Raw genomic sequence first — 24,309 nt, 5'->3', positions numbered from 1 at the left:
ACCTCAATTTACTACTGTGACCGGGACGTCGGCATGCATCACAAGGTTCTGCGTCGAACTGCCGAAGATGCGTTTCTTGATACCATCCGCCGAAGCCCGACCCACAACGATCTGGGAGCCGCCATTTTCAACCGTGATAGCATTCAGTGTTTCCGCCACATCGCCATGTCGAACGACGCCATGCGCCTCGAATCCAGCTGCTTTGAGGGCATCAACGGCAGGTGTCACGATACGTGACGATGCCAAAGCGACCTCTTCCTCGCGCCGTTTGTGGCGCAAAGCGTTTTCTTCCGGTGTTTGGAATGTGTAAGGGGACCATTCTATCACATAGGCGACCAGCAGTTCGCATGTTCCGATCAACTTTGCTAGATCTTTGGCAAAGGCAATCGCGCGCTCACCGGTCTCTGTCCCGTCGAGTCCTATGACAATCTTTGTTGTCATCTTGTTCCTCCGTTATTTTTGTTCAGTCCGGGGCCCGTGCCCCCGGCAGGACAGCCGGAACTTGGAACTTTGGCTAAGACTGCCCTTAGGTCATTTATCTGGAAATTCTACCCACGAATGAAGCCCATTGTGCCAAATTCGCCTGCACGGGTCAAATTTCGCTTATAAATCAAGTTTTTCGCGCACAAAAAAAAGATACGGCCGCTTCGCCAGCGGCCGTAAGTCGCTTTCCGCAACGCCTCGGGAAAGGCCTACTCAGGATCGGTGCTGTAGATGAGGCGCTCGTCGCAGGGGGCCACGCGAAGGATGTTGGTGGTGCCCGGAACGTTGAAAGGCACGCCCGCCGTGACCACAATCTGATCCGCCTCGGACGCAAACCCCCCGGCACGTGCGGCGCGGGCTGCGTTGACCACAGCGCCCTTGAAGCGTTGCAGTTCGGGCGTCATCACGCAATTGCAGCCCCAGCTCAGACACAACCGGCGCGCCGTGCCGCGTTGCGAGGTCATGGCAATGATCGGGACGCCGGGACGCTCTCGTGCGGTTAGAGAGGCTGTTGTACCGCTTTGAGTGAAACAGCAGATGGCCTTGATGTCTGTCTTTTCTGCGATCTCACGGGCTGCTGCGACAATACCATCAGCCACGGTGCTGCCTTTGGCAGTGCGCGAGGCGGAGATGATCTGGGTATAAGTCGGGTCGGCCTCAACCTCGATGGCGACCTTGTTCATGGTTTGCACGGCTTCGACCGGATACGCTCCAGCTGCCGATTCCGCGCTAAGCATGATGGCGTCCGTGCCTTCATAGATCGCCGTCGCCACATCCGATACCTCGGCGCGGGTGGGCATCGGACTTTCAATCATGCTTTCCAACATCTGGGTCGCCACAATGACCGGTTTGGCCGCGCCTCGACACCTGCGGACCAGACGTTTCTGGATTGGCGGCACAGCAGAGACCGGCAGTTCCACGCCCAGATCACCCCGCGCCACCATGATCCCGTCCGACGCATCAAGGATGTCGTCAAACGCCTCAACCGCAGCAGGCTTTTCAATCTTCGACAGGATCGCAGCACGACCGTCAGCCAAAGCCCGGGCTTCGAACACGTCCTTGGCACGCTGCACAAAGCTCAGCGCCAACCAATCGACACCCAGCTGGCAGACAAACTCCAGATCATCCCGGTCCTTGGCCGACAACGCCGCCAGCGGCAGTACGACATCCGGGACATTCACACCCTTGCGGTTTGAGATGGTGCCGCCAACTTCGACCGTGCAATTGGCAAAATCCTGACCGCAGTCTCGAACCGTCAGGCGGATCTTTCCATCGTTCACCAAAAGGCGCGCACCGGGTTCAAGCGCCGCAAAAATCTCGGGATGCGGCAGGCATACCCTGTTTATGTCTCCGGCGGCGGGATCAAGATCAAGGCGGAAGGCCGCACCTTCTTCCAACTCTTCCGCCTCATTGGCAAAGACGCCAACGCGCAGCTTTGGCCCCTGAAGGTCAGCCAGAATGGCAATCGGACTGTCCAGATCCTTTTCGACCTGCCGAATAATCTTGTGCCGTTCGCGGATCTCATCATGGCTGCCGTGGCTCATGTTCAGTCGAAACACATCGGCCCCGGCCTCGTGCAAAGCACGAATGGTGTCATAGTCACTCGACGCCGGTCCCAGCGTCGCCACGATTTTTACATTTCTCAGGCGTCGCATTGGTCTTGGTCTCCTTACGTCGTCTTACTTGCAGGTCAGGGTGCAGCAAAATGTTACCGCAAACATCTGCTGAGTGCTTATTGCGCAATTCCCTTTTCAAAGCAACTGCCCTACACCTGCGACAAACTAGATGACAGGCTCATGACATACACCCCATTTTTCGTCCATGGCGCGGATCGCCCGTCCCGCTGGCTGATTACATGCGACCACGCGACCAATACCGTCCCACCAGAAGTGAACGGAGGCGACCTTGGTTTGCCGCGTGAAGATATGGAACGTCACATTGCCTATGATGTCGGCGCTTATGAGGTCTCCAAACATCTGGGTGAGATTTTGGACGCGCCGGTGATTGCCGCCAATTTCTCACGCCTCGTGATCGATCCCAACCGTGGCGAAGACGATCCGACCCTGTTGATGAAGCTCTATGACGGTTCGATCATCCCCGGCAATCGCCACGCGGATGTGGCCGAGCGCGAACGGCGGCTGAACATGTGCTATCGTCCCTATCACGAGGCGCTGGCGCAGATGGCCGCCCTGCCCCACGCGGTAATTATCTCGATGCACTCCTTCACCCGCCAACTGCGCGGGCGCGAGCCACGACCCTGGCACATCGGTGTATTGCACACGCCGGATGAACGGTTCTCGCGCCCACTGATCGAGCGGCTACAGGCCGAAGATGACCTGTGCGTTGGCGTCAATCAACCCTATACCGGCGTGCTGCCCGGAGATGCGATTGACAAGCACTGTTCGGCGTTTGGTCGACCCAATGCCCTGATCGAGCTGCGCAATGACCTGATCGGCGACCACGAGGGGCAGCGAGAATGGGCCGAGCGTTTGGCGGTTTTCTTGCAGGACGCGCTGGATTCCAGCGACCTTTGAAGACGAAGGTCGTGGTCTGCGATCCTCACCCCACGCCATTGTGAGCACACCGTCTGATCCCCATATAATGAAAGAAAGGGGATCGTCGTGACACATGAGTTTCTGACAACGTTTTTCGGCTGGATGGCCGCCCTCAATATCACGGTTCTTCTGTTCACCACTGTCATGGTCCTGCTGTTACAGGATTGGATTGCGGGCATTCATGGCAAGCTGTTCCAAATGGAGCAGCCAGACGTGAAACGTGCGTATTTCAGGTATCTTGCCAACTATAAAATCCTGACTCTGGTCTTTTGCATTGTGCCCTGGCTGGCATTGAAACTGATGTAGGCGGGCCAGCCGGCTTATTGTAACAAGGCTGCGGGGTTGTTAGGTCAATCACAGCACACAAAGCCACCCGGAGCAGCCTTATGGACAAGCAAACCGAAATCGAACTTCAGGCCGCCGCGTTTCGTCGGTTGCAAAAACACCTGATGGAAGACCGCACCGACGTTCAGAACATCGACATGATGAATCTGGCCGGTTTCTGTCGCAACTGCCTGTCGCGCTGGTATCAGGAAGCAGCCAATGAAAAAGGCATCGAAATGGGCAAGGACGAAGCCCGCGAGGTGTTCTACGGCATGACCATGGATGAGTGGAAAGCCAACTATCAGACCGATGCCAGCCCTGAGAAACAGGCGGCTTTCAAAGTCGCTTTCGAAGAAAATGTAACGAAAAAGGGCTGAGCCAAAAAAAAGCCCGCCAATCGGCGGGCCTTTTCTTTAGATCGCCGCCTTGCGGCTTTCGTCCAAATAGATTTCACGAAGGCGTTTGGCGATTGGCCCCGGCGTACCATCGCCCAGCGCAACCCCGTCAATCTCGACCACCGGCATCACAAAAGCACTGGCCGAGGTGGTGAAGGCTTCATCCGCGTCTTTGGCCTCATCAATTGTGAACAGACGTTCTTCGATTTCCATCTGTGCTTCTGCAGCCATACGCAAAACTGCCTTGCGGGTGATTCCGTGCAAGATATCGTTGGACAGCGGGCGGGTGACAATCTTGCCGTTTTTGACGAAATAAGCGTTGTTGCTGGTGCCCTCGGTCACATAACCGTCTTCGACCATCCAGGCATCGTCGCAGCCTGCTTTTTTGGCCATCATCTTACCCATTGACGGATAGAGCAACTGCACGGTTTTGATGTCGCGGCGGCCCCAGCGGATATCCTCGATCGAGATGATTTTGGCCCCTTTCTGTGCAGCCGGACTATCAGCCAGCCCGGGCTTGTTTTGCGTAAACAGAACAAGGCTGGGTTTAGTATTTGCGGATGGGAAAACAAAATCCCGGTCGCCATCGCTTCCGCGCGAAACCTGCAGGTAAATCAACCCTTCTTCGATGCCGTTCAGCTCAACCAGCTTGCGGTGGATCTCAAGCAATTCATCCTTGGTGCATGGCTCGGCCATCTGCAACTCGTCCAGCGAACGCTTCAGGCGAACCGCGTGGCCTTCGAAATCGATCAGCTTGCCATCCAAAACGCTGGTGACTTCGTAAACCGCGTCTGCAAACAGAAAGCCACGGTCAAAGATCGACACCTTGGCTTCGGTCTCGGGCAGGTATTCGCCATTTACGTAAACGGTTCGGGTCATGTTTGTCTCCTCAGCCCCAGAGCGCGGACACCGGCGGGTGTACTCCGGCGTCGTCAAAAATCAGCGGGGTGTCGCGGTCTTCGGCCAACAGAAGCGGCCCGTCAAGGTCTGTAACCATCGCACCCTGCGCCAGCAATGTCGCAGGGGCCATGGCAAGTGAGCTGCCGACCATACAACCCACCATGATGTCATAGCCTTCGGAGATTGCGGCCTTGCGCAGTTCCAGCGCTTCGGTAAGGCCGCCGGTTTTGTCGAGCTTGATGTTGATGACATCATATTTGCCCTTCAACTTGGGCAGGCTGGCGCGATCATGGCAGGATTCGTCCGCGCAAACCGGCACAGGACGGTCCATACCAATCAGCGCATCGTCGTCCCCCGCGGGCAAAGGTTGCTCGACCAGTGCCACGCCCAAACGTACCAGATGTGGGGCGAGGTCGGCGTAAACCTCAGCAGACCACCCTTCGTTCGCGTCCACAATGATCTTTGATTTAGGCGCGCCAGCCCGCACGGCCTCAAGCCGGGGCATGTCGTCAGGCGTACCCAGTTTGATCTTCAACAGCGGACGATGCGCGTTTTCGGCGGCTTGTGCCTGCATCGCTTCAGGCGTATCCAGCGACAATGTGTAGGCCGTGATCTCGGGGCCGGGCACCGGCAGGCCTGCAAGATCCCAAGCACGTTTGCCAGCGCGTTTGCATTCCAGATCCCACAACGCGCAGTCTACAGCGTTTCGGGCAGCACCCGCTGGCAGCAGATCCCTCAGCGACTGTCGGGTAAAGTCTGCGGGCAGACCGGCAATCTCGGCTTCAACCGACTCGAGCGTTTCATCATATCGCGCGTAAGGAACACACTCGCCCCAGCCTTGATGCGTTCCGTCCGAAACCCGAACCGTCAGCACCTTTGCTTCGGTTCGCGACCCACGCGAGATGGTGAAGACTTGCGCCAGCCGAAACACATCACGAGAGACTTCTATCTGCACGAAATCGCCCCTTCATCTTTTTCCAAATACTCCCGCCGGAGGCGGAAAACCCGCCACCGGCACGTGTCTCAGATCACATCGCAGCCAAGGCGTCCACCAACTTGCCGGATCCAAAGCGGAACGGGTCTGTTGCAGGCAGGCCCATATCGGCCTCGATCTTGGCCAGATAAGCCGTCGCGTCCTCTTCAGACATATGCTGAGTGTTCACCGAAACGCCAACAACCTGACAATCCGGGTTCGCGACCTTGGCCAACGCCAGCGCAGTGTCACGCAGGGTTTCCAGAGATGGTTGCTGATAGGTCGGCAAACCACGCATGTGTTCGCGGGTTGGTTCGTGGCTCAGGATCAGGGCGTCCGGCTGACCACCATGGATCAGTGCCATCGTCACGCCGGAATAAGACACGTGGAACAGCGAACCCTGCCCTTCGATCAGGTCCCAGTGGTCCTCATCGTTGTCGGGCGTCAGCCATTCGATCGAACCCGCCATGAAATCCGCAATCACCGCGTCAAGCGGAACGCCATCGCCGGTGATCAGGATGCCGGTCTGACCGGTCGCACGGAACGTCGACTTCATACCACGCTTGCGCATTTCGGCATCCATCGCCATGGCAGTGTACATCTTACCAACCGAGCAATCGGTGCCTACAGCCAGGCAACGCTTACCTTTGCGCTTGATTCCGTTGGCAATCGGGTAATCCACCTCGGGTACACGCACGTCGTGCAGCTTTTGACCGGTTGCTTCGGCGACGGCCACCAGATCGGGTTCGTCGCGCAACAGATTGTGCAGGCCCGAGGCCAGGTCGAATCCTTCCTCCAGCGCCATGACCAGAACCTTCTTCCAGTCCTGGCTGATGACACCGCCACGGTTGGCCACGCCGATAACCAGTGTCTTGGCACCGGCTTCTTTTGCCTCGGTCAGGGTCATATCCGTCAGACCCAGGTCAGCCTTGCACCCCTCCATGCGGTATTGGCCGACGGCGTTTTCAGGGCGCCAATCTTTGATGCCCACAGCCACTTTGGCCGCCAATTGGTCGGGCGCATCGCCCAAAAACAGCAGGTACGGTGTCTCGATCATTGCGGTCACTCCTTTGATTCCGGCCTAAGCTAGAGAAGCGGTAGAACGAGCGTTTCGCGTTTTTATCCGCCCAGATTGTTTAGTGCGCGATTTTCTTGCACAAGTTTGCCAAGCAGCGCAAAAATCTTCGAAGTTTTCAAAGTGACTAAACTTTAATCACCTTCTTCCGTGTGCTCCATTGTTGCATTCTGCAACCGCATTGCCGCAGATGCACAATCGCTCTTGCGCCGCCATGCGCAATTTAATACCTCAGTGAGCAGGAAAATCGCAATTTCATTACTCACACGAGGTCCAGATGAGCTTTCGCATCCAACCTGCCGCACCAGCGCGCCCAAACCGTTGTCAGCTTTTTGGCCCCGGGTCGAACACCAAGCTGTTCCCCAAAATGGCCGCTTCGGCTGCGGATGTGATCAATCTTGACCTCGAGGATTCGGTTGCGCCTTCGGACAAAGATGTTGCGCGCGCCAATGTCATTGAGGCGCTGAACACCGTTGATTGGGGCAATAAATATATGTCCGTCCGGATCAACGGGTTGGATACGCCCTATTGGTACCGCGATGTCGTCGACGTGCTTGAGCAGGCAGGCGACCGTCTTGACCAGATCATGATCCCCAAGGTCGGTTGTGCAGCAGACGTATACGCAGTCGATGCTCTGGTCACGGCCATCGAACGTGCCAAGGGCCGCACAAAACCGATCAGCTTCGAGGTCATCATCGAATCTTCTGCCGGCATCGCGCATGTTGAAGAAATCGCAGCTTCATCCCCCCGCCTGCAAGCCATGAGCCTTGGGGCAGCAGATTTCGCTGCCTCGATGGGAATGCAAACCACCGGCATCGGCGGCACGCAGGAAAACTACTATATGCTGCGCGACGGTGAAAAACACTGGTCTGACCCGTGGCACTGGGCGCAAGCTGCCATCGTGGCCGCCTGCCGCACCCATGGCGTATTGCCGGTGGATGGGCCATTCGGTGATTTCAGCGACGACGAAGGCTATATCGCGCAGGCCAAACGTTCAGCGACTTTGGGCATGGTCGGTAAATGGGCGATCCATCCCAAGCAAATCGCACTGGCCAATCAGGTCTTTACCCCATCGGACGAAGCCGTTTCCGAGGCGCGCGAAATTCTTGCGGCCATGGAGCAGGCCAAGGCAAATGGCGAAGGCGCCACCGTCTATAAGGGGCGTTTGGTCGACATCGCCTCAATCAAGCAGGCTGAAGTCATTGTGGCGCAGGCCGAACTGATTGCGGCAGGCAGCTAAGTCAAAAAAGGGCGCTCAATCGAGCGCCTTTTTTTGTTGTTTCAACGACCAAATACCTCGTTGGGCGTCCATGTGAAGCGTTCACCTTTCTTTCCTGACTTCATCATCAGGCAAGAGGTTCCCAGCTTCTGGAAGTAAACGATCTTCAACGGATACCAACCCGCCTTGGGCACTTCCACTTCGGTACGCTGATTGGCTTCGCAGCCTTGAATGCCGGATACACGGCCAATCTGTTGGCCTCCTACCCAAGCCTCGATCCCGTCATTGGACCACGTTTCCAACTCGTAAACCCCCGGCGAGTTGAACCGCATATAGCCCGTCACTTCGGCGGCAACATTGTAAGCCTGGTCGAACGTCATAACGTCTTCGCCCTTGCTTGTGTCCCTGTAATCCAACCCCCGCAATGGTTGTCCGGGCTTCGCTTTGGACAATAGGCTTTTCGCCTGACTCAGATCTCGGATCTTCTTGTGCTGGTTGCCCGTACCAAAGTACTTCACGTTCAACCCTGCCTTCGGGCTGGGTTGCGGACTGGCAGGTTGCAGTTTCAGCGGTGCAGACCAAGCGGCCCCGGCAACCACCGACACGGCAATTGCGGCTGCCAATGTTTGAACAAGTTTCATCGTTATCTCCCTGTTTGCGTGCCGTTTTGGCTAGGCTTATCCCCTGGCAACGTCATTACAGTGACACTAGGCCCTGAATTTTTACCCTGCAAGAGAGTGAAGCTTCACAATTTCAGACGTTACGCGCGCAAGTCCTTGGGCGATCCCATAACCACATACGACGTGATCGACGTAACATGGGGCAGTGTTCCCAACACCTCGGTATGAAAAGTTTTGTAGGACGGCAGGTCGGCGCATTCGACCCGAAGCAGGTATTCGATAGTGCCCGTGATGTTGTGGCATTCGACAACCTCGGGGGCTTGTTGCAGGGCGCGTTCAAACCCCTCTTGCGCGGCTTTTGTGTGCTCACCCAAGCCAACACCGATATAGGCAACAAAGCCCACCCCCATGGCAGCTGGGTCCAGAACGGCGCGATACCCAGTGATAACCCCAGCCTTTTCAAGCTCTTGCACGCGGCGCAGACAGGCCGAGGGCGACAGACCGACGCGTTCGGCCAATTCGAGGTTACTGATCCGCCCATCACGCGTTAACTCGCGCAATATCTGGCGGTTTATCTGATCATTCTTCGTCATAAGTTGCAAACTTACCGAAAAGACGCACGAAAAAGCAATTTCATTTTTTCAAACCCGGGCAATACTGCGCGCCATGACCTATGACATCCTGATGGCCCTGATCGTCTTTGCCTTCGTGACCTCGATCACGCCGGGGCCAAATAACCTGATGCTGATGGCGTCGGGCGCAAATTTTGGTTTTCGACGCTCAATCCCGCATATGTTGGGCATTGGCCTGGGGTTCACGGTCATGGTGTTGCTGGTGGGTGCAGGGTTGGTACAGGTGTTCGACAGGTACCCGATCAGCCACACCGCATTGAAAATCGTTTCCGTCGTCTATCTGCTGTATCTGGCTTGGAAGATTGCACATGCCGCACCGGCCAAAGGGTCCGAGGCGTCGGGTGTCCCCATGACATTCCTGCAAGCGGCCGCCTTTCAATGGGTGAATCCCAAGGCGTGGGCCATGGCCCTGACAGCAACGACGGCATATGCCCCCAATCAGACGCTGCACGCGATCCTGCTGGTGGCCCTTGTTTTTGGCGCGGTCAATCTACCCTCGGTCAGCACCTGGACGGTCCTTGGGCAGCAGATGGCACGCGTGCTGACAAATCCGCGCAGGCTGGTGACCTTCAACTGGACGATGGCTGCGCTGCTTATTGCCTCGCTCTACCCTGTTCTTTGGCCGCATTGAGTGATGATGACAAGCCGTGGTTCTTAAGCTATTCCGCATAACATCTGACACGCTATGCGGCATGCAAGAAAGGTACCCCTGATGGCCAACCCACTCTATGATGGTTTGTTCGGCGTTCACGCAGGAAAAGACACATCTTTTTTGTATTTGCCTGATGGTGAAACGCTCAGTTATCAGGCGTTTTTGAACACCGCGGCTCAGATCGCGCATGTATCGGCAAAGCTGGGTCTGAAACCCGGGGATCGCGTGGCCGCACAGATCGAAAAATCGCCCGAGGCGTTGGCACTTTTTGCCGCCTGTGCGCAGGCTGGCCTTGTGTTCCTACCGCTCAACACTGCCTATACTGTCGATGAGCTCACGTATTTCATAGAAAACAGCGGCGCGTCTCTTGTCGTTTGTGATCACTCCGTTCTCGAAAAGCTAAGGCCCGTAGCGGCCCGGCTTGACGCACAGGTTGAAACCCTGAACGCCGATGGTTCGGGCTCTTTGATGGATCACGCAAAAGATATGCCCGTGCATTTCCAGACTGTTGACCGCGACGGAGAGGACTTGGCCGCATTCCTCTACACATCCGGAACCACGGGACGGTCGAAGGGGGCGATGCTATCGCAGAACAACTTGTTGTCCAATGCGCAAACATTGGTCGAGGAATGGCGCTTCACCTCTGACGATGTGTTGCTGCACGCCTTGCCGATCTTTCATACTCATGGGCTGTTTGTGGCAACTAACGTCATGCTTGCAGTGGGGGGCAGCATGATCTGGCTGCCCAAATTTGATCTGGACCAGATCATCGATTGGATGCCGCGCGCCACGTCGATGATGGGCGTTCCAACTTTCTACACCCGACTGCTGGGAGACACGCGTTTCACCAAGGACCTGTCGGCCCATATGCGGTTGTTCGTGTCCGGCTCGGCGCCTTTGTTGGCAGACACCCATGTGCAGTTCGAAGAACGCACCGGCCACCGTATCCTGGAACGCTACGGCATGACCGAAACAAATATGAACACGTCAAACCCCTATGACGGAGAGCGCCGCGCCGGAACAGTCGGATATCCTTTGCCCGATGTCGAGTTGAAGGTTTGCGGCCCCGACGGCAACACCCTCCCGCAAGGAGAAATCGGTGTCCTTGAGGTGCGCGGCCCCAATGTCTTCAAAGGCTATTGGCAGATGCCCGAGAAGACCGCTGCGGAACTGCGCGCGGACGGGTTCTTCATCACCGGTGATCTGGGGCGCATTGATGAGGATGGGTATGTCCATATCGTCGGGCGCAACAAAGACCTGATCATCTCGGGCGGCTACAACATCTACCCCAAAGAGATCGAATTGGTTCTGGATGACCAGCCCGGCGTTCTGGAAAGCGCGGTGATCGGTGTGCCGCACCCTGATTTCGGCGAAACCGTCCTGGGTGTGGTCGTGGCCGAGCCCGGCGCGAGCCCCGATTTGGACCAGATACAAGCTTCAGTGTGCGAAAGCCTCGCGCGGTTCAAACATCCGCGCAAATTGATCGTGATGGATGAGCTGCCCCGGAACACCATGGGCAAAGTTCAGAAAAACATCTTGCGTGATCAGTACAGGGACATGTTCACAAACGCCTAAGACCGCGCGCATTTACGCCCTACCCTGGGATTTCCAGCCTAGGATACTGAGGCAGGCAAACAAAACTGCCGCCACACAGACAATCGATGGTCCCGCAGGGGTGTCAAAAACATAAGCCGCTCTTAGCCCTGCAACGGCTGAAAACGCGCCGATCCCGGCGGCAATCAGAGCCATGGACTCGGGTGAACGCGCCAAGTTGCGGGCCGCTGCGGCCGGAATGATTAGCATGGCCGCAATCAGCAGAACGCCCACGACTTTTATCGCCACAGCCACGGTGACAGCCAAAGACAGTGTCAGGATCAACTGCTCTCGCTTAGGATCAAAGCCGCTGGCATAGGCCAGTTCCTCGTTCAGCGTTGCCGTCAACAGCTGCGACCAACGCCACGTGATCAGCGCGACAACCAGCGCGGCACCGCCCCAGATCACGATGAGGTCCGAGCGGGAGACCGCAAGAATGTCACCGAACAGATAGGCCATCAAATCGATGCGCACGCCGGACAAGAACGACACAGCCACCAAACCAAACGCCAAGGCAGAATGCGCCAGAACGCCCAACAGGGTATCCATCGCATAGCCGCGACCGGCCAACAGGGTCACGGTCAGCGCCATGATCAACGCAACGGCCAGTGCCCCGGTGAAGATCGACATCTGAAAGGTCAGCGACAATGCCACGCCCAGAATCGCGGCGTGTGCCGTTGCATCCCCGAAATAAGCCATGCGCCGCCACACGACGAAACACCCAAGAGGGGCCGCTGCAAAGGCCACGCCGACACCGGCAAGCGTCGCGCGCGTCATGAAATCATCAAGCATTATTCAGCCGCTTCCTTGGGTGGGTGGTCATGATCATTATCATGATTGTGGTCATGCTCGTGCCGGTACAGCGCCAGCGCACCACCGGTGCCTGTGCCAAACAGTGCCCGGTATTCTGGCGCCGACGCCACAACCGCCGGAGAGCCTTCGCAACAGACATGCCCATTCAGACAAATCACCCTGTCCGAGGCGCTCATGACCACGTGCAATTCGTGGCTGATCATCAGGATGGCACATCCGGTTTCACGGCGCACCGCCTCAATCTGTTGATAGAAACTGGCCGACCCGCGTTGGTCGAGCCCTTGAGTCGCCTCATCCAGCAACAAAACGTCAGGCCGGTTGATCAACGCCCGCGCCAGCAGCACCCTTTGGAACTGTCCACCAGACAACTGCGACATCTGGCGGCGCAACAAGTCCGGCACACCCGCAGTTTCCAGCGCTGCAACGCACTGCTTGCGCGACACACGATCGGTCAGGCGCATGAAGCGCTCAACTGAAATGGGAAGCGTCGGGTCGACATGCAGTTTCTGAGGCACATAGCCGATCTTCAGGCCGGACTTACGGGACACTCGTCCCGCGGATGGCCGGGTCGCCCCTATAATGGCCCGCAGAAGGCTGGTCTTACCTGATCCGTTTGGACCAACGATGGTGACGATCTCACCCGGTTCAACTGCCATATCAACATGGCTCAGCACGGTATGCGCCCCATAGCGCACGCTGAGGTTCTCAACGGTGATCAAGGCCATCTTTATGCCTTTTCGGTGCAGTCGGGGCAGAGACCCTCGGCTTCTACAACCGTACGTTCTATCTCGAAACCCGCCGCGCGTGCGGCAGCACCCAGAACACCTTTGGCGGGGGCTGATTGCGCTTCGGCAACGGCATCACATTTTCTACAGATCATGAATGCCGGAGAATGCGACTGCCCCGGATGTGAGCAAGCCACAAACGCATTCAACCGCTCGATCTTGTGGACAAATCCGTTCTGCACCAGAAAATCCAACGCGCGATACGCAACAGGCGGTTGTGAACCAAACCCTTCAGCGCGAAGCCTGTCCAGAATTGCGTAAGCGCCAATCGCGCGATGCTCTTGCAGCAGCATTTCAAGAACTTTGCGGCGCACCGGCGTCAGGCGCAGCCCTTCAGCCGCACACCGGTCTTCAGCCGAGGCCAGGGCCGTCTCGACGCATGTCTGATGGTCATGTTCCTGAAACCCCACCGGAGCCGTATCTTCGGCCGGCACAGGGCGTGCATCACTTGTCATGTTATTTCATATCATGTATTGCCACTCGCAACGTTATAAAATCACACAGAGGGTCTGATGTCCAGAAAGCTTCTTCCATTGTCGATCACGGCTGCATTGATGGGTGGAACGGCCCTTGCGGACGCGCCAAATGTTGCAGTTGACATTGCACCGGTCCATTCGCTGGTCGCCCGTGTTATGGACGGCGTCGGAACCCCGGACCTGATCGTTGCGCCGGGCGCATCGCCGCATGAATACAACCTGCGCCCGTCCGAGGCCGCTGCGCTGCAAGAGGCTGATCTGGTGTTCTGGATGGGCGAAGATCTGACGCCATGGATGGAGAACGCGATCGATACGCTGGCTGACGGCGCAACCGTCACATCCATGCTGGAGGCCGATGGCACTGTTCTTCTTGATTTCCGCGAAAACGCTCTGTTCGAGGCGCATGATCACGGGGACGAAGACGAACATGACCATGACGACCACGCGGAAGACAAGGATCACGACGATCACGACCACGGCGATGATCACGACCATGAGGACCACGCCAAAGATGATCATGACGGACATGACGAGCACGATCATGACGATCATGCCAAAGACGACGACCATGATCACGAAGAACATGCGGACCATGATGGGCATGATGATCACGACGATCACGACCACGAAGATCATGCCAAAGAAGATGGACATGATCATGAGGAGCACGCTCATGACGATCACGCCAAGGATGACCATGATGATCACGACGATCATGGCCACGAAGGGCATGCCCATGGCGACCATGACCCCCATGCCTGGCTTTCACCGGCAAACGCAGAAACCTGGCTGAATGTGATCGCGGCGCAGCTGTCCTCGGCTGACCCCGACAACGCAGGTGCCTATTTTGCCAATGCCGCCGCCGCGCGCGAGGAAATGGCTGCGCTGTCTGCAGAAGTGGCTGAAACACTGGACCCAATACGCGGTGGCAGCTTCATCGTGTTCCACGATGCCTACCAGTATTTTGAGGATGCCTTCGATTTCCCAGCCGCTGGCGCAATATCGATTGGCGACGCATCCGACCCCAGCCCGGCGCGTATCGCCGAGATTCAGGGGCGTATCCGCGACGAAGGTATTGACTGCGTTTTGACAGAACCGCAGTTCAACCCAGGCATCGTTGAAAGCGTCATGGGTGGCGTAGAAGCGAAGACCAGCGTGATTGACCCCCTTGGGTCCGATCTGGAACCCGGTGTGGACCTCTACCCAAACGTCATTCGTAATCTTGCAAAATCCCTGGCCGAGTGCCTTTGAATCTGTCGTTTCAGCCCGACCACGGTCGGGCTGTTTGCAACCCGGGGTAACGCTTTTTGCGAGTATTTCAGTTGGGTGACAGCGTTACTCCGGGCGCTCAAACAATCACGTCAACATGTGGTTTAATGAAGACACGCCATCAATCTTGGTTGGCGTTTATAGCAACTCAAACCACGCAACGCTCAGCTTGTGTTGCGATCCGATTGTACAATCCAGTCCAAAAACTGCGCGGCCCCAGCCTTGCCAGAGCCCGATGGGGTAACCGAACAAAAGTACCCTCGTGGCGTCTCGCGCTCATGATCGCAAGCGCGTACCAGCGATCCATTTGCAAGGTATTCTCGCATCAACGGGTACCAGCCGATTCCAACGCCGAGCCCGTTCAAAATTGCGCGCAGGTAAACCATGTAACTGACATACGTGTCATGAGGTGGCGGTTGCGAAATAACAAACCCAGTTCCGGCGAAGAAACGATTCCAGTCGCCACGATGATCTGCGCTGTTGAGGTGCAGTAGTTTCTGTTCCGACAGCGATTGCAAATCGAAGGGCGCGCGGTTGTCCAACAGATCAGGATGGCACACGGCGATCATGCTTTCCTTGAAAATCAAACCGCTTACGGTTTGCGCCAGCCCCCCTTCCCCGAACAGAATAACGACATCGCAGGCGTTTGGGTCAAAATCGTCGTTCTGATCTCGCGTCATGACCTGAAGTTTGACTTCCGGAAAGATGGCCTGAAACTCGGCTAACCTTGGCAGCAGATAGTGGCTAGTGAAGCCGATACTTGCACTGACCTTTAAGGTGTCAACCGCGTGACGGCTCTGCAACGCTTCAAACCCGTCTCGGATCGCCTCGAAACCTGCGCCTACGGCTTTGGCCAGAAGGGCTCCGTCCTCGGTTAACGTCAGTTTCGGCTTACTTCGAAGGAATAGCTGCGTACCCAGCTCTGCTTCAAGGGCGGCAATTTGACGGCTGATCGCTGGCTGCTGGACGTTCAGTTCCCGCGCGGCCCGCGAAAAACTCAAATGTCGCGCTGATGCATCGAATGCATTGATCTGGTGAAGAGGGATCGGCCGCGTCACAATCATTCCTCAGGTGAATGTATTCCATTCATCGTTTCCGTCTTTCCTCAAATTTTCAACCGCGAAATGATGCTGGGGACAACGCGAGGGGAACAAGGTTTGCAGAAACGTATTCTGGCGCTTGGTGGAGACGGCATTGGCCCGGAAATCCTGACCTACGGGTTGCAGACCGTTCAGCAGCTTGCAGCCCTTGCCGGGATCGAGGTTGAGGTCACACACGGGCTGCTTCACGGCGCGGCGTGGGAATCGCATCAGACATTTTGTACCGACGACGTTCTACAGCAGGCCCGGCTATCTGACGCTGTTCTGGTCGGCGCTGTTGGTGGACCTGAATGGGACAACATCCGCGTCACCGGAGGCGCCGAATGCCAGGACGGGCTCATGTACTTACGTCATCATTTGCAAACCTATCTGGGTTTGCGCCCGGCACGTGCGTGGGCACCTTTGATCGACAGAACGCCGTTTCGCGAAAATCTGGCACACCAGACCGATGTCCTGATCCTGCGTGAAATGTGTGGCGGCGCCATGTTTGCAACCGAACGTGGACGACGCGACGTAGGGGGTCTGCGGCAAGGCTATGACCTGACCGCCTATGACGAGGCCGAGGTGGCTCGCTTCGCCCATGGGGGATTTCAGCTTGCCCGGCAAAGGCGCGGCAGACTTGTCAGCTGCGACAAATCCAACGTCATGGAAAGCTACAAACTCTGGCGCGAGGTTGTGGCAGAAGTATCCCGCGACTATCCGGATGTCGTGTTCGAGAACATGTTCGCGGACAATTGCGCCTATCAGCTGATGATGCGACCACATGATTTCGACGTGATCCTGAGCTGCAACCAACTGGGCGACATTCTCAGCGACCTATCGGCGGTTTATGCCGGTTCGTTGGGTATGCTGCCCTCTGCCTGCCTGTCAGCCAACCCGGATCAAGGACTGGTCTTTGGAATTTACGAAAGCACCGCCGGATCAGCCCCTGATATAGCAGGCCAAGGCATCGCAAACCCAATAGGAACAATCTTGTCCGTCGCGATGATGTTCACCTACAGTTTTGGACTTCCTGAATTCGAAACCAAAGTGGAAGCGGCAATAGACGCCACCCTGAAAGACGGCATCAGGACACCCGATATTGGCGGTTCCGCCACTGGGTCCGAGGTGACGCGAGCGATCCTTGAAAGGCTCACCGGATGAGCGCGTTCGACTATGTGATCGCCGGGGGAGGTTCGGCCGGGTGCGTGCTGGCTGCGCGACTGGCCGAAGAGCGCGACGTGTCGGTCTGTCTGGTCGAGGCAGGCGGTCGCGGACGTGATCTTTTTATTCAAATGCCCGCAGGAAACGGGTTTGTCTTTGGCAATCCCAAACTCGATTGGGGATATGTGTCAATTCCCCAGGCGGGTTTGAATGGGCGGGCAATTTACTATCCACGCGGCAAAGCGCTTGGCGGGTCGTCGATTGTTAACGGCATGATCTATATGCGTGGTGTTGCCGCCGATTATGACGCCTGGCAACAACCCGGTTGGAGTTTCGCCGAGGTTCTTCCTTATTTTCGTCGGTCCGAAGGGTCACGTGACAGGCGTGATGCCTGGCATGGCACAAATGGGCCTCTCAAGACCGAACCGGCCCGCAATTTTGGTCCGATGGACAAAGCCTTTATCGACGCCGCGATCTGCGCGGGGCACCGTGAAACCAGTGACTTCAACGGGTCTGAAAGGACTGGTGTAGCCCGGAATGACAGCACGGTCAGCAACGGCGTCAGGCAATCTGCAGCTATATCCTACCTTCGAAAAACACCACCAAACCTGACTATTCGAACGGGAACCCATATCGCGCGGATCGTGACGCGAGGCGGCAGGGCAACAGGGGTTGAAACGCTTGCGGGTGAAGTAATTGAAGCCGAACGCGAAGTGATCTGTTGTCAGGGCGCTTTTGGGACACCGCAGCTTTTGATGCTGTCGGGGATCGGTCCGGCAGATCACTTGCGCTCTCACGGGATCAAGGTGGTGGCCGACCTGCCTTCGGTTGGTGCGCATTTGTCTGACCACCCAGATGTTTCAATGCAATGGGGATCAACGCGGCACGACCTGAGCCACGCCAGGTATCAACGCCTCGATCATGCTATGAAACTGATGCTCCACTGGCTGGTGAATGGCGGCGGCCCCGGAGGTGGTGCGTTTTTCTCGACGGTTTTGTTCCACGCTTTTGAGGATCCGAGGTTACCCGAGCTCGAGGTTTTCATGACGCCAATGGTTGTTGAAGAAAACCTGGGAAACGGCGCACGGGAAGATGTGCCCTTGCTGCAACGCTTGGGGCGCAGGTTGTTGGTACGGGGGCGCAAAATGGCGCGGCCCGGCGTTCAGATCGACATCAATCTCGAACGTCCGCGATCAGAAGGATCTGTTCGATTGGCCTGTGCGGATCCGCGGAAACACCCGCTGATTGACCCCAACTATTTTTCCGACCCCCACGATATCGACGTCCTGCGGCGGGGCGTTGAGGTCATGCGCGAGATCATGGGGCGAAACCCGATTGCCAAACTCGTAACAGAAGAGCTCGGCGTCTGGAAAAACGCCAGAACCGATGCCGAGATCGAACAGGCCATTCGAAACACCGCTTACACAGGCCACCACCCTGCCTGCACATCCCGAATGGGTGAGGTTTTAGACAATGAGCTGCGCGTGCACGGGATCGAGGGGCTGCGTGTCTGCGATGCCTCAGCCATGCCGCTCCAGATCACAGGCAATCTTTATGCAACGGTCGTTATGATGGCCGAGAAAGCCGCCGACATGATCCTTGGTCGCCCCCCACTTACGGCCGAATACCCGATGGAGCACGACACATGAGTGACATCCGAACCTTCAAATTCTTTGCTGGCAATACTTGGCATGAACCTTTCGGTGGCACCTATATCGACAGCGAAAACCCGGCCAATGGCAAGGTCTGGGCCAGAATACCCGATTGTCGTCAGATGGATATAGAGCTTGCGGTCGCCGCCGCGAAATCGGCTTTTTACGATGGGCCTTGGGGACGGATGCAACCTGCAGAGCGAGGTCGCATTTTACGGAGAATGGGAGACGTGATTTCCCGCCATGCCGACAGGTTGGGTCAGGTCGAAACCCGCGACAACGGCAAATTGCCTTCGATGATCACGCCCGGTTTACGAGAAGGCGCGTGGCTGGTGGACAGTTTCCACTACTACGCCGGTATGTGCGACAAATTCGAGGGTCGCGTCATCCCGGCCGAGGCTTCGAACATCCACAACTATGTAAAACATGAGCCCTTCGGTGTCGTGGCGCAGGTGCTGCCCTGGAATTCGCCTCTGGGCACTCTTTTCTGGAAACTCGCCCCGTGTCTGGCGGCAGGCAATACGGTGGTGATGAAGCCATCCGAGCAATCCAGTTGCTCGACCCTGGAATTGATGGCGGTTTTACTGGAAGCGGATTTGCCGCCCGGCGTGTTGAATGTTGTCACAGGGTATGGTGCGACAACGGCCCAACCTATGATTGAACATCCCGACGTGCGCATGGTCAGCTTTACAGGCGGCACAGCCGGAGGGCGCGCAGCCGCCGTTGCCGCAGCCAAAAGCGTTAAACCCGTGGTGATGGAATTGGGGGGAAAGTCACCTCAGATCGTGTTGCCGGATGCTGATCTTGATCTTACCGTCAATGGGGTGGCTGCGGGGATTTTCCCACCGGCGGGGCAAAGCTGTATAGCAGGATCACGCCTTCTGGTGCATCGGGACATCATTGATGTGTTCTCGGAAAAGCTAGTTAAAACGGTCGCAAAAGCCCGTGTCGGCGACCCGCTGGACCTAGCCACACAGATCGGCCCCATAGCCAACAGGCCGCACTACCAGCGCGTCCTGCAGCACATAGCAGACGCTGAAATCGCCGGGCACAGGCTGTTGCTTGACGGCAGAACGGCCTGTCGATCCGAAGGCTACTACATCGGCCCAACCATTTTTGCCGACGTACCGAACGACGCAAAACTTGCGCAGTCCGAGGTATTTGGACCCGTCGTCAGCACCGAGAGCTGGGAGAACGAAAAAGATGTGATCCAAACCGCCAACGATACGCCCTACGGTCTTGCTGCGGGCATCTGGACCCGTGACGTGGCCAAAGCAATACGGATGGCCGACCGGATCGAAGCCGGCACTGTGTACATCAACAACTACTTCAATGCGGCGACCCAATCTCCTGTCGGGGGGTACAAACAGTCCGGCTATGGGCGCGAAAACGGCTGGGACGGGATGCGGTGCTTCTTACAAACCAAATCCGTCTGGCTCTCCACGGACCCCAATCAGCCTGACCCGTTTGCATGAACGGTAGAATTGCGCAGCAGAGGAAAAATGACATGAACGGCACTTTCGGCGACGGCGGCAGATCAACACAACATATCCGTGCCGCTGCGGCTCTTCGGCCGCTGCTCACCATGCGGATACGTGCGGGGGAAAGGGTCAGGTTCCACGCAACTCTGGGTACGGTTTCATGACCGCAATTTCCCGGCTGGCGCAGTTTGCAGCCCATGCAGTTCCCCCAACTGATCTGCGCGAAGTGATTGCCCCGGCAATCGCCGACTGCTTTGGATGCATCCTCGCCGGGTCGACAAGCGAAGTTGCCATGCGCGCGACCCGGGCCTTGGCTGGGTTTGGCGCAGGCCCCTGCCCGTTATTTGGCACGAACCTGACCCTGAGCGCGCTCTTTGCCGCTCAGATCAATGCGATCGCTGGTCATGCTTGGGATTTGGATGACTGGGAGGAGCCGGGCAACACGCATCCTACCGTGGTGTTGCTGCCCACCCTTCTCGCGGCCAGCACGTTACGCCGCACCACCGGGGCAGAACTGTTGGCGGCTTATGCAGTCGGCACCGAAATCATCATGCGCCTGGGCGAAGCAGTGACCTTGGATCATTATGCGCGTGGGTTCCATTCCACGGCTACACTAGGCACGATCGGCGTTGCCGGGGCGGTATCGCGCCTGTTGGCCTTACCGGCGGATCAGGCTGCGCACGCCCTTTCATTGGCAACCTCGACAGCGTCGGGCTACACGCTGCAATTCGGGTCAAACGCAAAACCGTTGCAAGCCGGATGGGCGGCACGGAATGGTCTGGAGGCAGCTTTCTTGGCTGCGCAAGGCGCCACGGGTCAACCGCACGTTCTTGATCACGCACGAGGCTTTGCCGGGCTGCAAGGAAACTACGATACGCCTGTATTAAACGCTGCTATGGGTAAGTTGGGATCGCCTTGGGCTTTGGGTGAATATGGCCTTGTCCTTAAACCCTGGCCCTCTTGCGGGTATACACATCGGCTGATGACCGCTGCGGCAAACCTGCGCCCGATGGTCAACGGAAGGCTTAGGGACATCACCGCGATTGATACCCGCTTGCCCGACTTCCACGCCGAGATTTTGCCGTTCAATCACCCCACGTCACGCGCGGAAGCCTTGTTTTCAATTCCAGCTTGCGTTGGTCAAATTCTGGCCTCTGGCAACCTTACGCTTTCAGACAGCGAAGACGCATTCTGGAAAACACCTGCGGTTTCAAGATTGATCCAATTGACGCAAGTGACAGCCGAACCCGCACGAAACCCGAGCCTCAATTATGACCCCGATCAGCCCGATCTGCTGCGCATAGAGTTTAATGACGGGAGCGCGGTTTCGGAAGCCTGCCCTTTCCCACTTGGCGCATCGCATAACCCGATGACCCACGTGCAACTGGCCGCAAAATACACCGCGCTCACAGGACAGCCGGAACGCGCATTCAACGACCTTCTTACATGGCCTGAAGCACAGGACAGTGCCACGTTCTTCAAGGGATATTCAAATGAACCAGCGTAGACGATCAGGTGGCCGTGCGGCGCGACACCAAGCGAGAAACGATGGGGCCGGGTCCGGACCGACACGCGCGATCTGGCCTGGAATTGAGGGCGGGCAATATGCGCCCCTCACTCAGGCCGAGATTGAAATGGTTGATCACACAGCCATGCGTATTCTCGAGGAAATTGGCGTGAAAGGCGCGACACCGCGGTGCATCGAAACACTGTGTTCAGCCGGTGGGTCCCTGACAGATGACGGGCGTTTGTTGTTTCCTGAGGCAATGGTTCGAAAGACCCTTCAGATCGCAGGTCGTGGCTTCAAACTCTGCGGTCTGGATCCCGCAAATGACATCGACCCCTCTTCGTCGCGCACGCATTTCGGCACATCGGGTGCTGCCGTCCACATCATCGACAGTCAAACAGGCAAAATACGCGACACAACGCTTCGCGACCTGTTCGACATGGCACGCTTGGCCGAACAACTGCCGAACATCCATATGTTCCAACGCACTGTTGTCGCGCGTGACATTACGGACCCGCGTGAAATGGACCTCAATACGCTCTACGCCTGTCTGAAAGGAACAAGCAAACCCACAGGAACGTCTTTTGGATCGCCGGACGTCATGGAAGAAGCTGTCCGAATGCTTGTCATGCTCATGGGCGGGCCCGATGCCTTGCGTGCACGACCGCCGGTATGCGTGTCGACCTGCTTTATCGTCCCACCGCTGACATTCGCCGAAGAAGCACTTGGCGTCATCGAATGTGCGGCGCGACACGGTATTCCGCTCAAGCTTGTCTCGGCCGGTCAGGCTGGTGCGACCAGTCCAGCGCCATTGGCCGGGGCTGTGGCGCAACAAACCGCCGAGGTCCTGGCCGGGATTGTTTATGTCAACCTGCTGAACCCCGGTCACCCGGCCACGTTCGGAGCGCTGCCATTCGTCAGTGATCTGCGGACAGGGGCCATGTCCGGGGGGTCTGCCGAGCAAGGTTTGCTGATGGCCGCCTGCGCTCAAATGGCGCGCCATTATGATATCCCATGCGCTGTCAGCGCCGGCATGACCGACAGCAAACTGCCCGATTTTCAAGCTGGGTACGAAAAGGGATACACCGAACTTCTGGCCTCACTTGCTGGCGCAAATCTGGTCTATGAAGCAGCAGGAATGTACGGTTCGCTTCTTGGCGCATCGCTCGAAAGTTTCGTATTGGACAATGACCTCATTGGTTCAGTGATGCGGGCGACCCGCGGGTTCGAGGTATCGGAAGACACATTGTCACTTGAAACCATCCGCGATGTTTGCGTCGGAGGACCGGGGCACTTTTTGGGTCACGCGCAAACCATAAACCGAATGGAAAGCGACTATTTCTACCCGGCAATGGCGGACCGCAGAACGCCGCAGGAGTGGTCTGAGGCACCTGATAAAGATGTCCTCGAACGGGCCCGACTGCGCACGCAAGAACTGCTTGCCAATCCAAGCCCTACGCATATCCCCAAAGACATAGACAAGGAGATACGGCAACATTTTCCCATAAGGGACCTGCGGTAACGTTGGTGAAACTCTTAGGCCTAACTTAAAGGTCGAGGTATTTGCAGCGCTATATCAAACGCGGTTGAAACGCGGCGCATCTGATTTAAGAAAGCCGCGCCACAGGGGCCGTTCGACCGCACGTCACAGAAATTTTGATATCTTGTCGAGCGTGGCTTTGCTGACTGCGACACCCGATTTGCGCGCGATCTGGCGCTTTGCACTACGGCCATCTCCGGGCAAATGCGCAGCTTCTTGAGTACGGATCGCGCCAACCAATTCGGCAACCCCAGTCTCAAACCCACTCGACGCCGTCGCGCTTGGATCAATCGCAATGAAGAACTGACCTGTCTTCGGGGGGCCGCCCACAGTTCCTGAAAACGGTGATGCGTTGATGCCTAAAGTGGCACCTGTCAGAGCCGCTGCCAAAAGTTCTACCATCAAAGCCACACCAACACCCTTGTAACCACCTGACGGTGCCATGGACCCCTTCAATCCAACCTCAGGATCGGTTGTTGGATTGCCGTCTGCGTCCAAGGCCCATCCCACCGGTATTGGCTTGCCTTCACGCGCATGTTTCATCACTTCGCTTTTGGCGATGGTACTGGCGCTCTGATCGATCAGCAGGGCGGGTTCACCATCGGGACCAGGCGCGGCAATGGAAAAAGGATTGGTGCCCACCACAGGCTTTGACCCGCCGGACGGCGCGATCGAGGCGGGGGCGTTGGTGAACCCCAGCCCCACCAGCCCGGCCTGGGCCAGCCGATAGGTGTGGTAGCCCAAAACGCCACAGTTGTAGCTGTTTTTGATGGCCAGCACTGCAACACCCTGTTCTTGGGCCGCTGCGATCAGGGCCTCGAACCCTGTGTCGATGGCCGAATGCGCAAAGCCGGTTGCGGCGTCAACGGCCACCACGCCGGGTTTGGGGCGCGACAGAACAGGAACCGCCAAACCATCGACCTTGCCGCATTGCACATGCTCGCAATAGATCGGGATATAGGCCAGCCCGTGACTTGCAACGCCATCAGCTTCGGTTGCTGCCGTGGCTTGCGCCAGCGGGCGGGCGTTTTGTTCGGATGTCCCAGCCGCAACGAGCGCGCGGAAGGACAGGTCTTCGATCTCAGCAAGGGTCAGAGTTTGTGTGTCGGTCACTTTGGCGTC

Annotated in this window: 24 protein-coding genes; 12 read left to right on the top strand and 12 right to left on the bottom strand. The window is 57.1% G+C overall.

The genetic code is table 11. From position 1 onward, the window contains the following. Nucleotides 1-3 precede the first annotated feature (3 nt). Together ACR0EV_RS21255 and pyk are read right to left on the bottom strand one after the other, a co-directional pair. Nucleotides 4-441, bottom strand: coding sequence for a universal stress protein (locus tag ACR0EV_RS21255; protein WP_171096253.1), 438 nt, complete (start codon nt 439-441; stop codon nt 4-6). A 251-nt stretch (nt 442-692) separates the two neighbouring features. After that, nucleotides 693-2,138, bottom strand: a complete 1,446-nt coding sequence (gene pyk, locus ACR0EV_RS21250; protein WP_480801926.1) for a pyruvate kinase — start codon at nt 2,136-2,138, stop codon at nt 693-695. A gap of 141 nt (nt 2,139-2,279) precedes the next feature. On the opposite strand from pyk, the gene ACR0EV_RS21245 reads away from it, so the two are divergent. The 3 genes from ACR0EV_RS21245 (at nt 2,280) to ACR0EV_RS21235 (ending at nt 3,739) form a co-directional block, all read left to right on the top strand. Continuing rightward, on the top strand, nt 2,280-3,017 hold the full coding sequence (locus tag ACR0EV_RS21245; RefSeq protein ID WP_480801925.1) for an N-formylglutamate amidohydrolase: 738 nt from the start codon (nt 2,280-2,282) through the stop codon (nt 3,015-3,017). Between the two features lie 87 nt (nt 3,018-3,104). Beyond that, nucleotides 3,105-3,344, top strand: coding sequence for a DUF6868 family protein (locus ACR0EV_RS21240; protein ID WP_480801924.1), 240 nt, complete (start codon nt 3,105-3,107; stop codon nt 3,342-3,344). A gap of 80 nt (nt 3,345-3,424) precedes the next feature. Beyond that, on the top strand, nt 3,425-3,739 hold the full coding sequence (locus ACR0EV_RS21235; protein WP_170469595.1) for a DUF1244 domain-containing protein: 315 nt from the start codon (nt 3,425-3,427) through the stop codon (nt 3,737-3,739). Nucleotides 3,740-3,775: 36 nt separating this feature from the next. On the opposite strand, the gene ACR0EV_RS21230 is transcribed toward ACR0EV_RS21235, so the two are convergent. The 3 genes from ACR0EV_RS21230 to dgcN all read right to left on the bottom strand — a co-directional run bounded on the left by ACR0EV_RS21230 (nt 3,776) and on the right by dgcN (nt 6,687). Next, a complete protein-coding gene (locus ACR0EV_RS21230) occupies nt 3,776-4,636 on the bottom strand; it encodes a D-amino-acid transaminase (protein WP_480801923.1) in 861 nt (286 codons plus the stop codon). A gap of 10 nt (nt 4,637-4,646) precedes the next feature. After that, nucleotides 4,647-5,612, bottom strand: a complete 966-nt coding sequence (gene dgcA, locus ACR0EV_RS21225; protein WP_480801922.1) for an N-acetyl-D-Glu racemase DgcA — start codon at nt 5,610-5,612, stop codon at nt 4,647-4,649. Nucleotides 5,613-5,685: 73 nt separating this feature from the next. Next, nucleotides 5,686-6,687 (bottom strand): N-acetyltransferase DgcN, encoded by a 1,002-nt coding sequence (gene dgcN / locus ACR0EV_RS21220; RefSeq protein ID WP_480801921.1) that lies wholly within the window; start codon nt 6,685-6,687, stop codon nt 5,686-5,688. 295 nt (nt 6,688-6,982) lie between these two features. Here dgcN and ACR0EV_RS21215 point away from each other — a divergent pair, with 295 nt between their 5' ends. Then, nucleotides 6,983-7,945 (top strand): L-malyl-CoA/beta-methylmalyl-CoA lyase, encoded by a 963-nt coding sequence (locus ACR0EV_RS21215; protein ID WP_480801920.1) that lies wholly within the window; start codon nt 6,983-6,985, stop codon nt 7,943-7,945. Nucleotides 7,946-7,986: 41 nt separating this feature from the next. Here the strand turns inward: ACR0EV_RS21215 and ACR0EV_RS21210 are convergent, their stop codons facing one another. After that, nucleotides 7,987-8,565, bottom strand: a complete 579-nt coding sequence (locus tag ACR0EV_RS21210; protein ID WP_171188809.1) for a PA14 domain-containing protein — start codon at nt 8,563-8,565, stop codon at nt 7,987-7,989. Between the two features lie 119 nt (nt 8,566-8,684). Next, nucleotides 8,685-9,137 (bottom strand): Lrp/AsnC family transcriptional regulator, encoded by a 453-nt coding sequence (locus ACR0EV_RS21205; RefSeq protein ID WP_480801919.1) that lies wholly within the window; start codon nt 9,135-9,137, stop codon nt 8,685-8,687. A 73-nt stretch (nt 9,138-9,210) separates the two neighbouring features. Between ACR0EV_RS21205 and ACR0EV_RS21200 the strand changes: the two genes are divergently transcribed. Both ACR0EV_RS21200 and ACR0EV_RS21195 read left to right on the top strand, forming a co-directional pair. Beyond that, nucleotides 9,211-9,807: a LysE family translocator gene (locus tag ACR0EV_RS21200; protein WP_480801918.1), complete on the top strand. Its 597-nt coding sequence runs from the start codon at nt 9,211-9,213 to the stop codon at nt 9,805-9,807. Between the two features lie 81 nt (nt 9,808-9,888). Beyond that, the gene (locus tag ACR0EV_RS21195; protein WP_480801917.1) at nt 9,889-11,403 is read left to right on the top strand and encodes a malonate--CoA ligase; all 1,515 of its coding nucleotides are present in this window, start codon (nt 9,889-9,891) and stop codon (nt 11,401-11,403) included. Between the two features lie 12 nt (nt 11,404-11,415). Here the strand turns inward: ACR0EV_RS21195 and ACR0EV_RS21190 are convergent, their stop codons facing one another. From ACR0EV_RS21190 to ACR0EV_RS21180, 3 genes are read right to left on the bottom strand one after another with little or no spacing between them, the layout of a single operon-like run. Further along, a complete protein-coding gene (locus ACR0EV_RS21190; RefSeq protein WP_480801916.1) occupies nt 11,416-12,213 on the bottom strand; it encodes an iron chelate uptake ABC transporter family permease subunit in 798 nt (265 codons plus the stop codon). Further along, the gene (locus ACR0EV_RS21185; RefSeq protein ID WP_480801915.1) at nt 12,213-12,959 is read right to left on the bottom strand and encodes a metal ABC transporter ATP-binding protein; all 747 of its coding nucleotides are present in this window, start codon (nt 12,957-12,959) and stop codon (nt 12,213-12,215) included. Before ACR0EV_RS21185 ends, ACR0EV_RS21190 begins: the two co-directional genes overlap by 1 nt. Before the next feature lie 2 nt (nt 12,960-12,961). Then, complete coding sequence (locus ACR0EV_RS21180; RefSeq protein WP_480801914.1) at nt 12,962-13,474, bottom strand: transcriptional repressor; 513 nt, start codon at nt 13,472-13,474, stop codon at nt 12,962-12,964. Nucleotides 13,475-13,531: 57 nt separating this feature from the next. Between ACR0EV_RS21180 and ACR0EV_RS21175 the strand changes: the two genes are divergently transcribed. Then, nucleotides 13,532-14,746 (top strand): zinc ABC transporter substrate-binding protein, encoded by a 1,215-nt coding sequence (locus tag ACR0EV_RS21175; protein ID WP_480801913.1) that lies wholly within the window; start codon nt 13,532-13,534, stop codon nt 14,744-14,746. Between the two features lie 182 nt (nt 14,747-14,928). On the opposite strand, the gene ACR0EV_RS21170 is transcribed toward ACR0EV_RS21175, so the two are convergent. Further along, nucleotides 14,929-15,822, bottom strand: coding sequence for a LysR substrate-binding domain-containing protein (locus ACR0EV_RS21170; protein WP_480801912.1), 894 nt, complete (start codon nt 15,820-15,822; stop codon nt 14,929-14,931). 99 nt (nt 15,823-15,921) lie between these two features. Here ACR0EV_RS21170 and leuB point away from each other — a divergent pair, with 99 nt between their 5' ends. The 5 genes from leuB to ACR0EV_RS21145 all read left to right on the top strand — a co-directional run bounded on the left by leuB (nt 15,922) and on the right by ACR0EV_RS21145 (nt 23,169). Beyond that, on the top strand, nt 15,922-17,007 hold the full coding sequence (leuB, locus tag ACR0EV_RS21165) for a 3-isopropylmalate dehydrogenase (protein ID WP_480801911.1): 1,086 nt from the start codon (nt 15,922-15,924) through the stop codon (nt 17,005-17,007). After that, entirely contained in the window at nt 17,004-18,656 is a 1,653-nt protein-coding gene (locus ACR0EV_RS21160) for a GMC family oxidoreductase (RefSeq protein WP_480801910.1), read from the top strand. Before leuB ends, ACR0EV_RS21160 begins: the two co-directional genes overlap by 4 nt. Then, nucleotides 18,653-20,134: an aldehyde dehydrogenase gene (locus ACR0EV_RS21155; protein WP_480801909.1), complete on the top strand. Its 1,482-nt coding sequence runs from the start codon at nt 18,653-18,655 to the stop codon at nt 20,132-20,134. The genes ACR0EV_RS21160 and ACR0EV_RS21155 overlap by 4 nt, the downstream gene beginning before the upstream one ends. 166 nt (nt 20,135-20,300) lie before the next feature. After that, a complete protein-coding gene (locus ACR0EV_RS21150; protein WP_480801908.1) occupies nt 20,301-21,647 on the top strand; it encodes an MmgE/PrpD family protein in 1,347 nt (448 codons plus the stop codon). Continuing rightward, nucleotides 21,634-23,169, top strand: coding sequence for a trimethylamine methyltransferase family protein (locus tag ACR0EV_RS21145; protein ID WP_480801907.1), 1,536 nt, complete (start codon nt 21,634-21,636; stop codon nt 23,167-23,169). The genes ACR0EV_RS21150 and ACR0EV_RS21145 overlap by 14 nt, the downstream gene beginning before the upstream one ends. A 123-nt stretch (nt 23,170-23,292) precedes the next feature. Here the strand turns inward: ACR0EV_RS21145 and ACR0EV_RS21140 are convergent, their stop codons facing one another. After that, nucleotides 23,293-24,300, bottom strand: a complete 1,008-nt coding sequence (locus ACR0EV_RS21140) for an Ldh family oxidoreductase (RefSeq protein WP_480801906.1) — start codon at nt 24,298-24,300, stop codon at nt 23,293-23,295. Between the last annotated feature and the right edge of the window lie 9 nt (nt 24,301-24,309).

Source organism: Ruegeria sp. CF8 (assembly GCF_056537285.1).
This window is presented reverse-complemented; position numbering and strand designations above follow the sequence as displayed.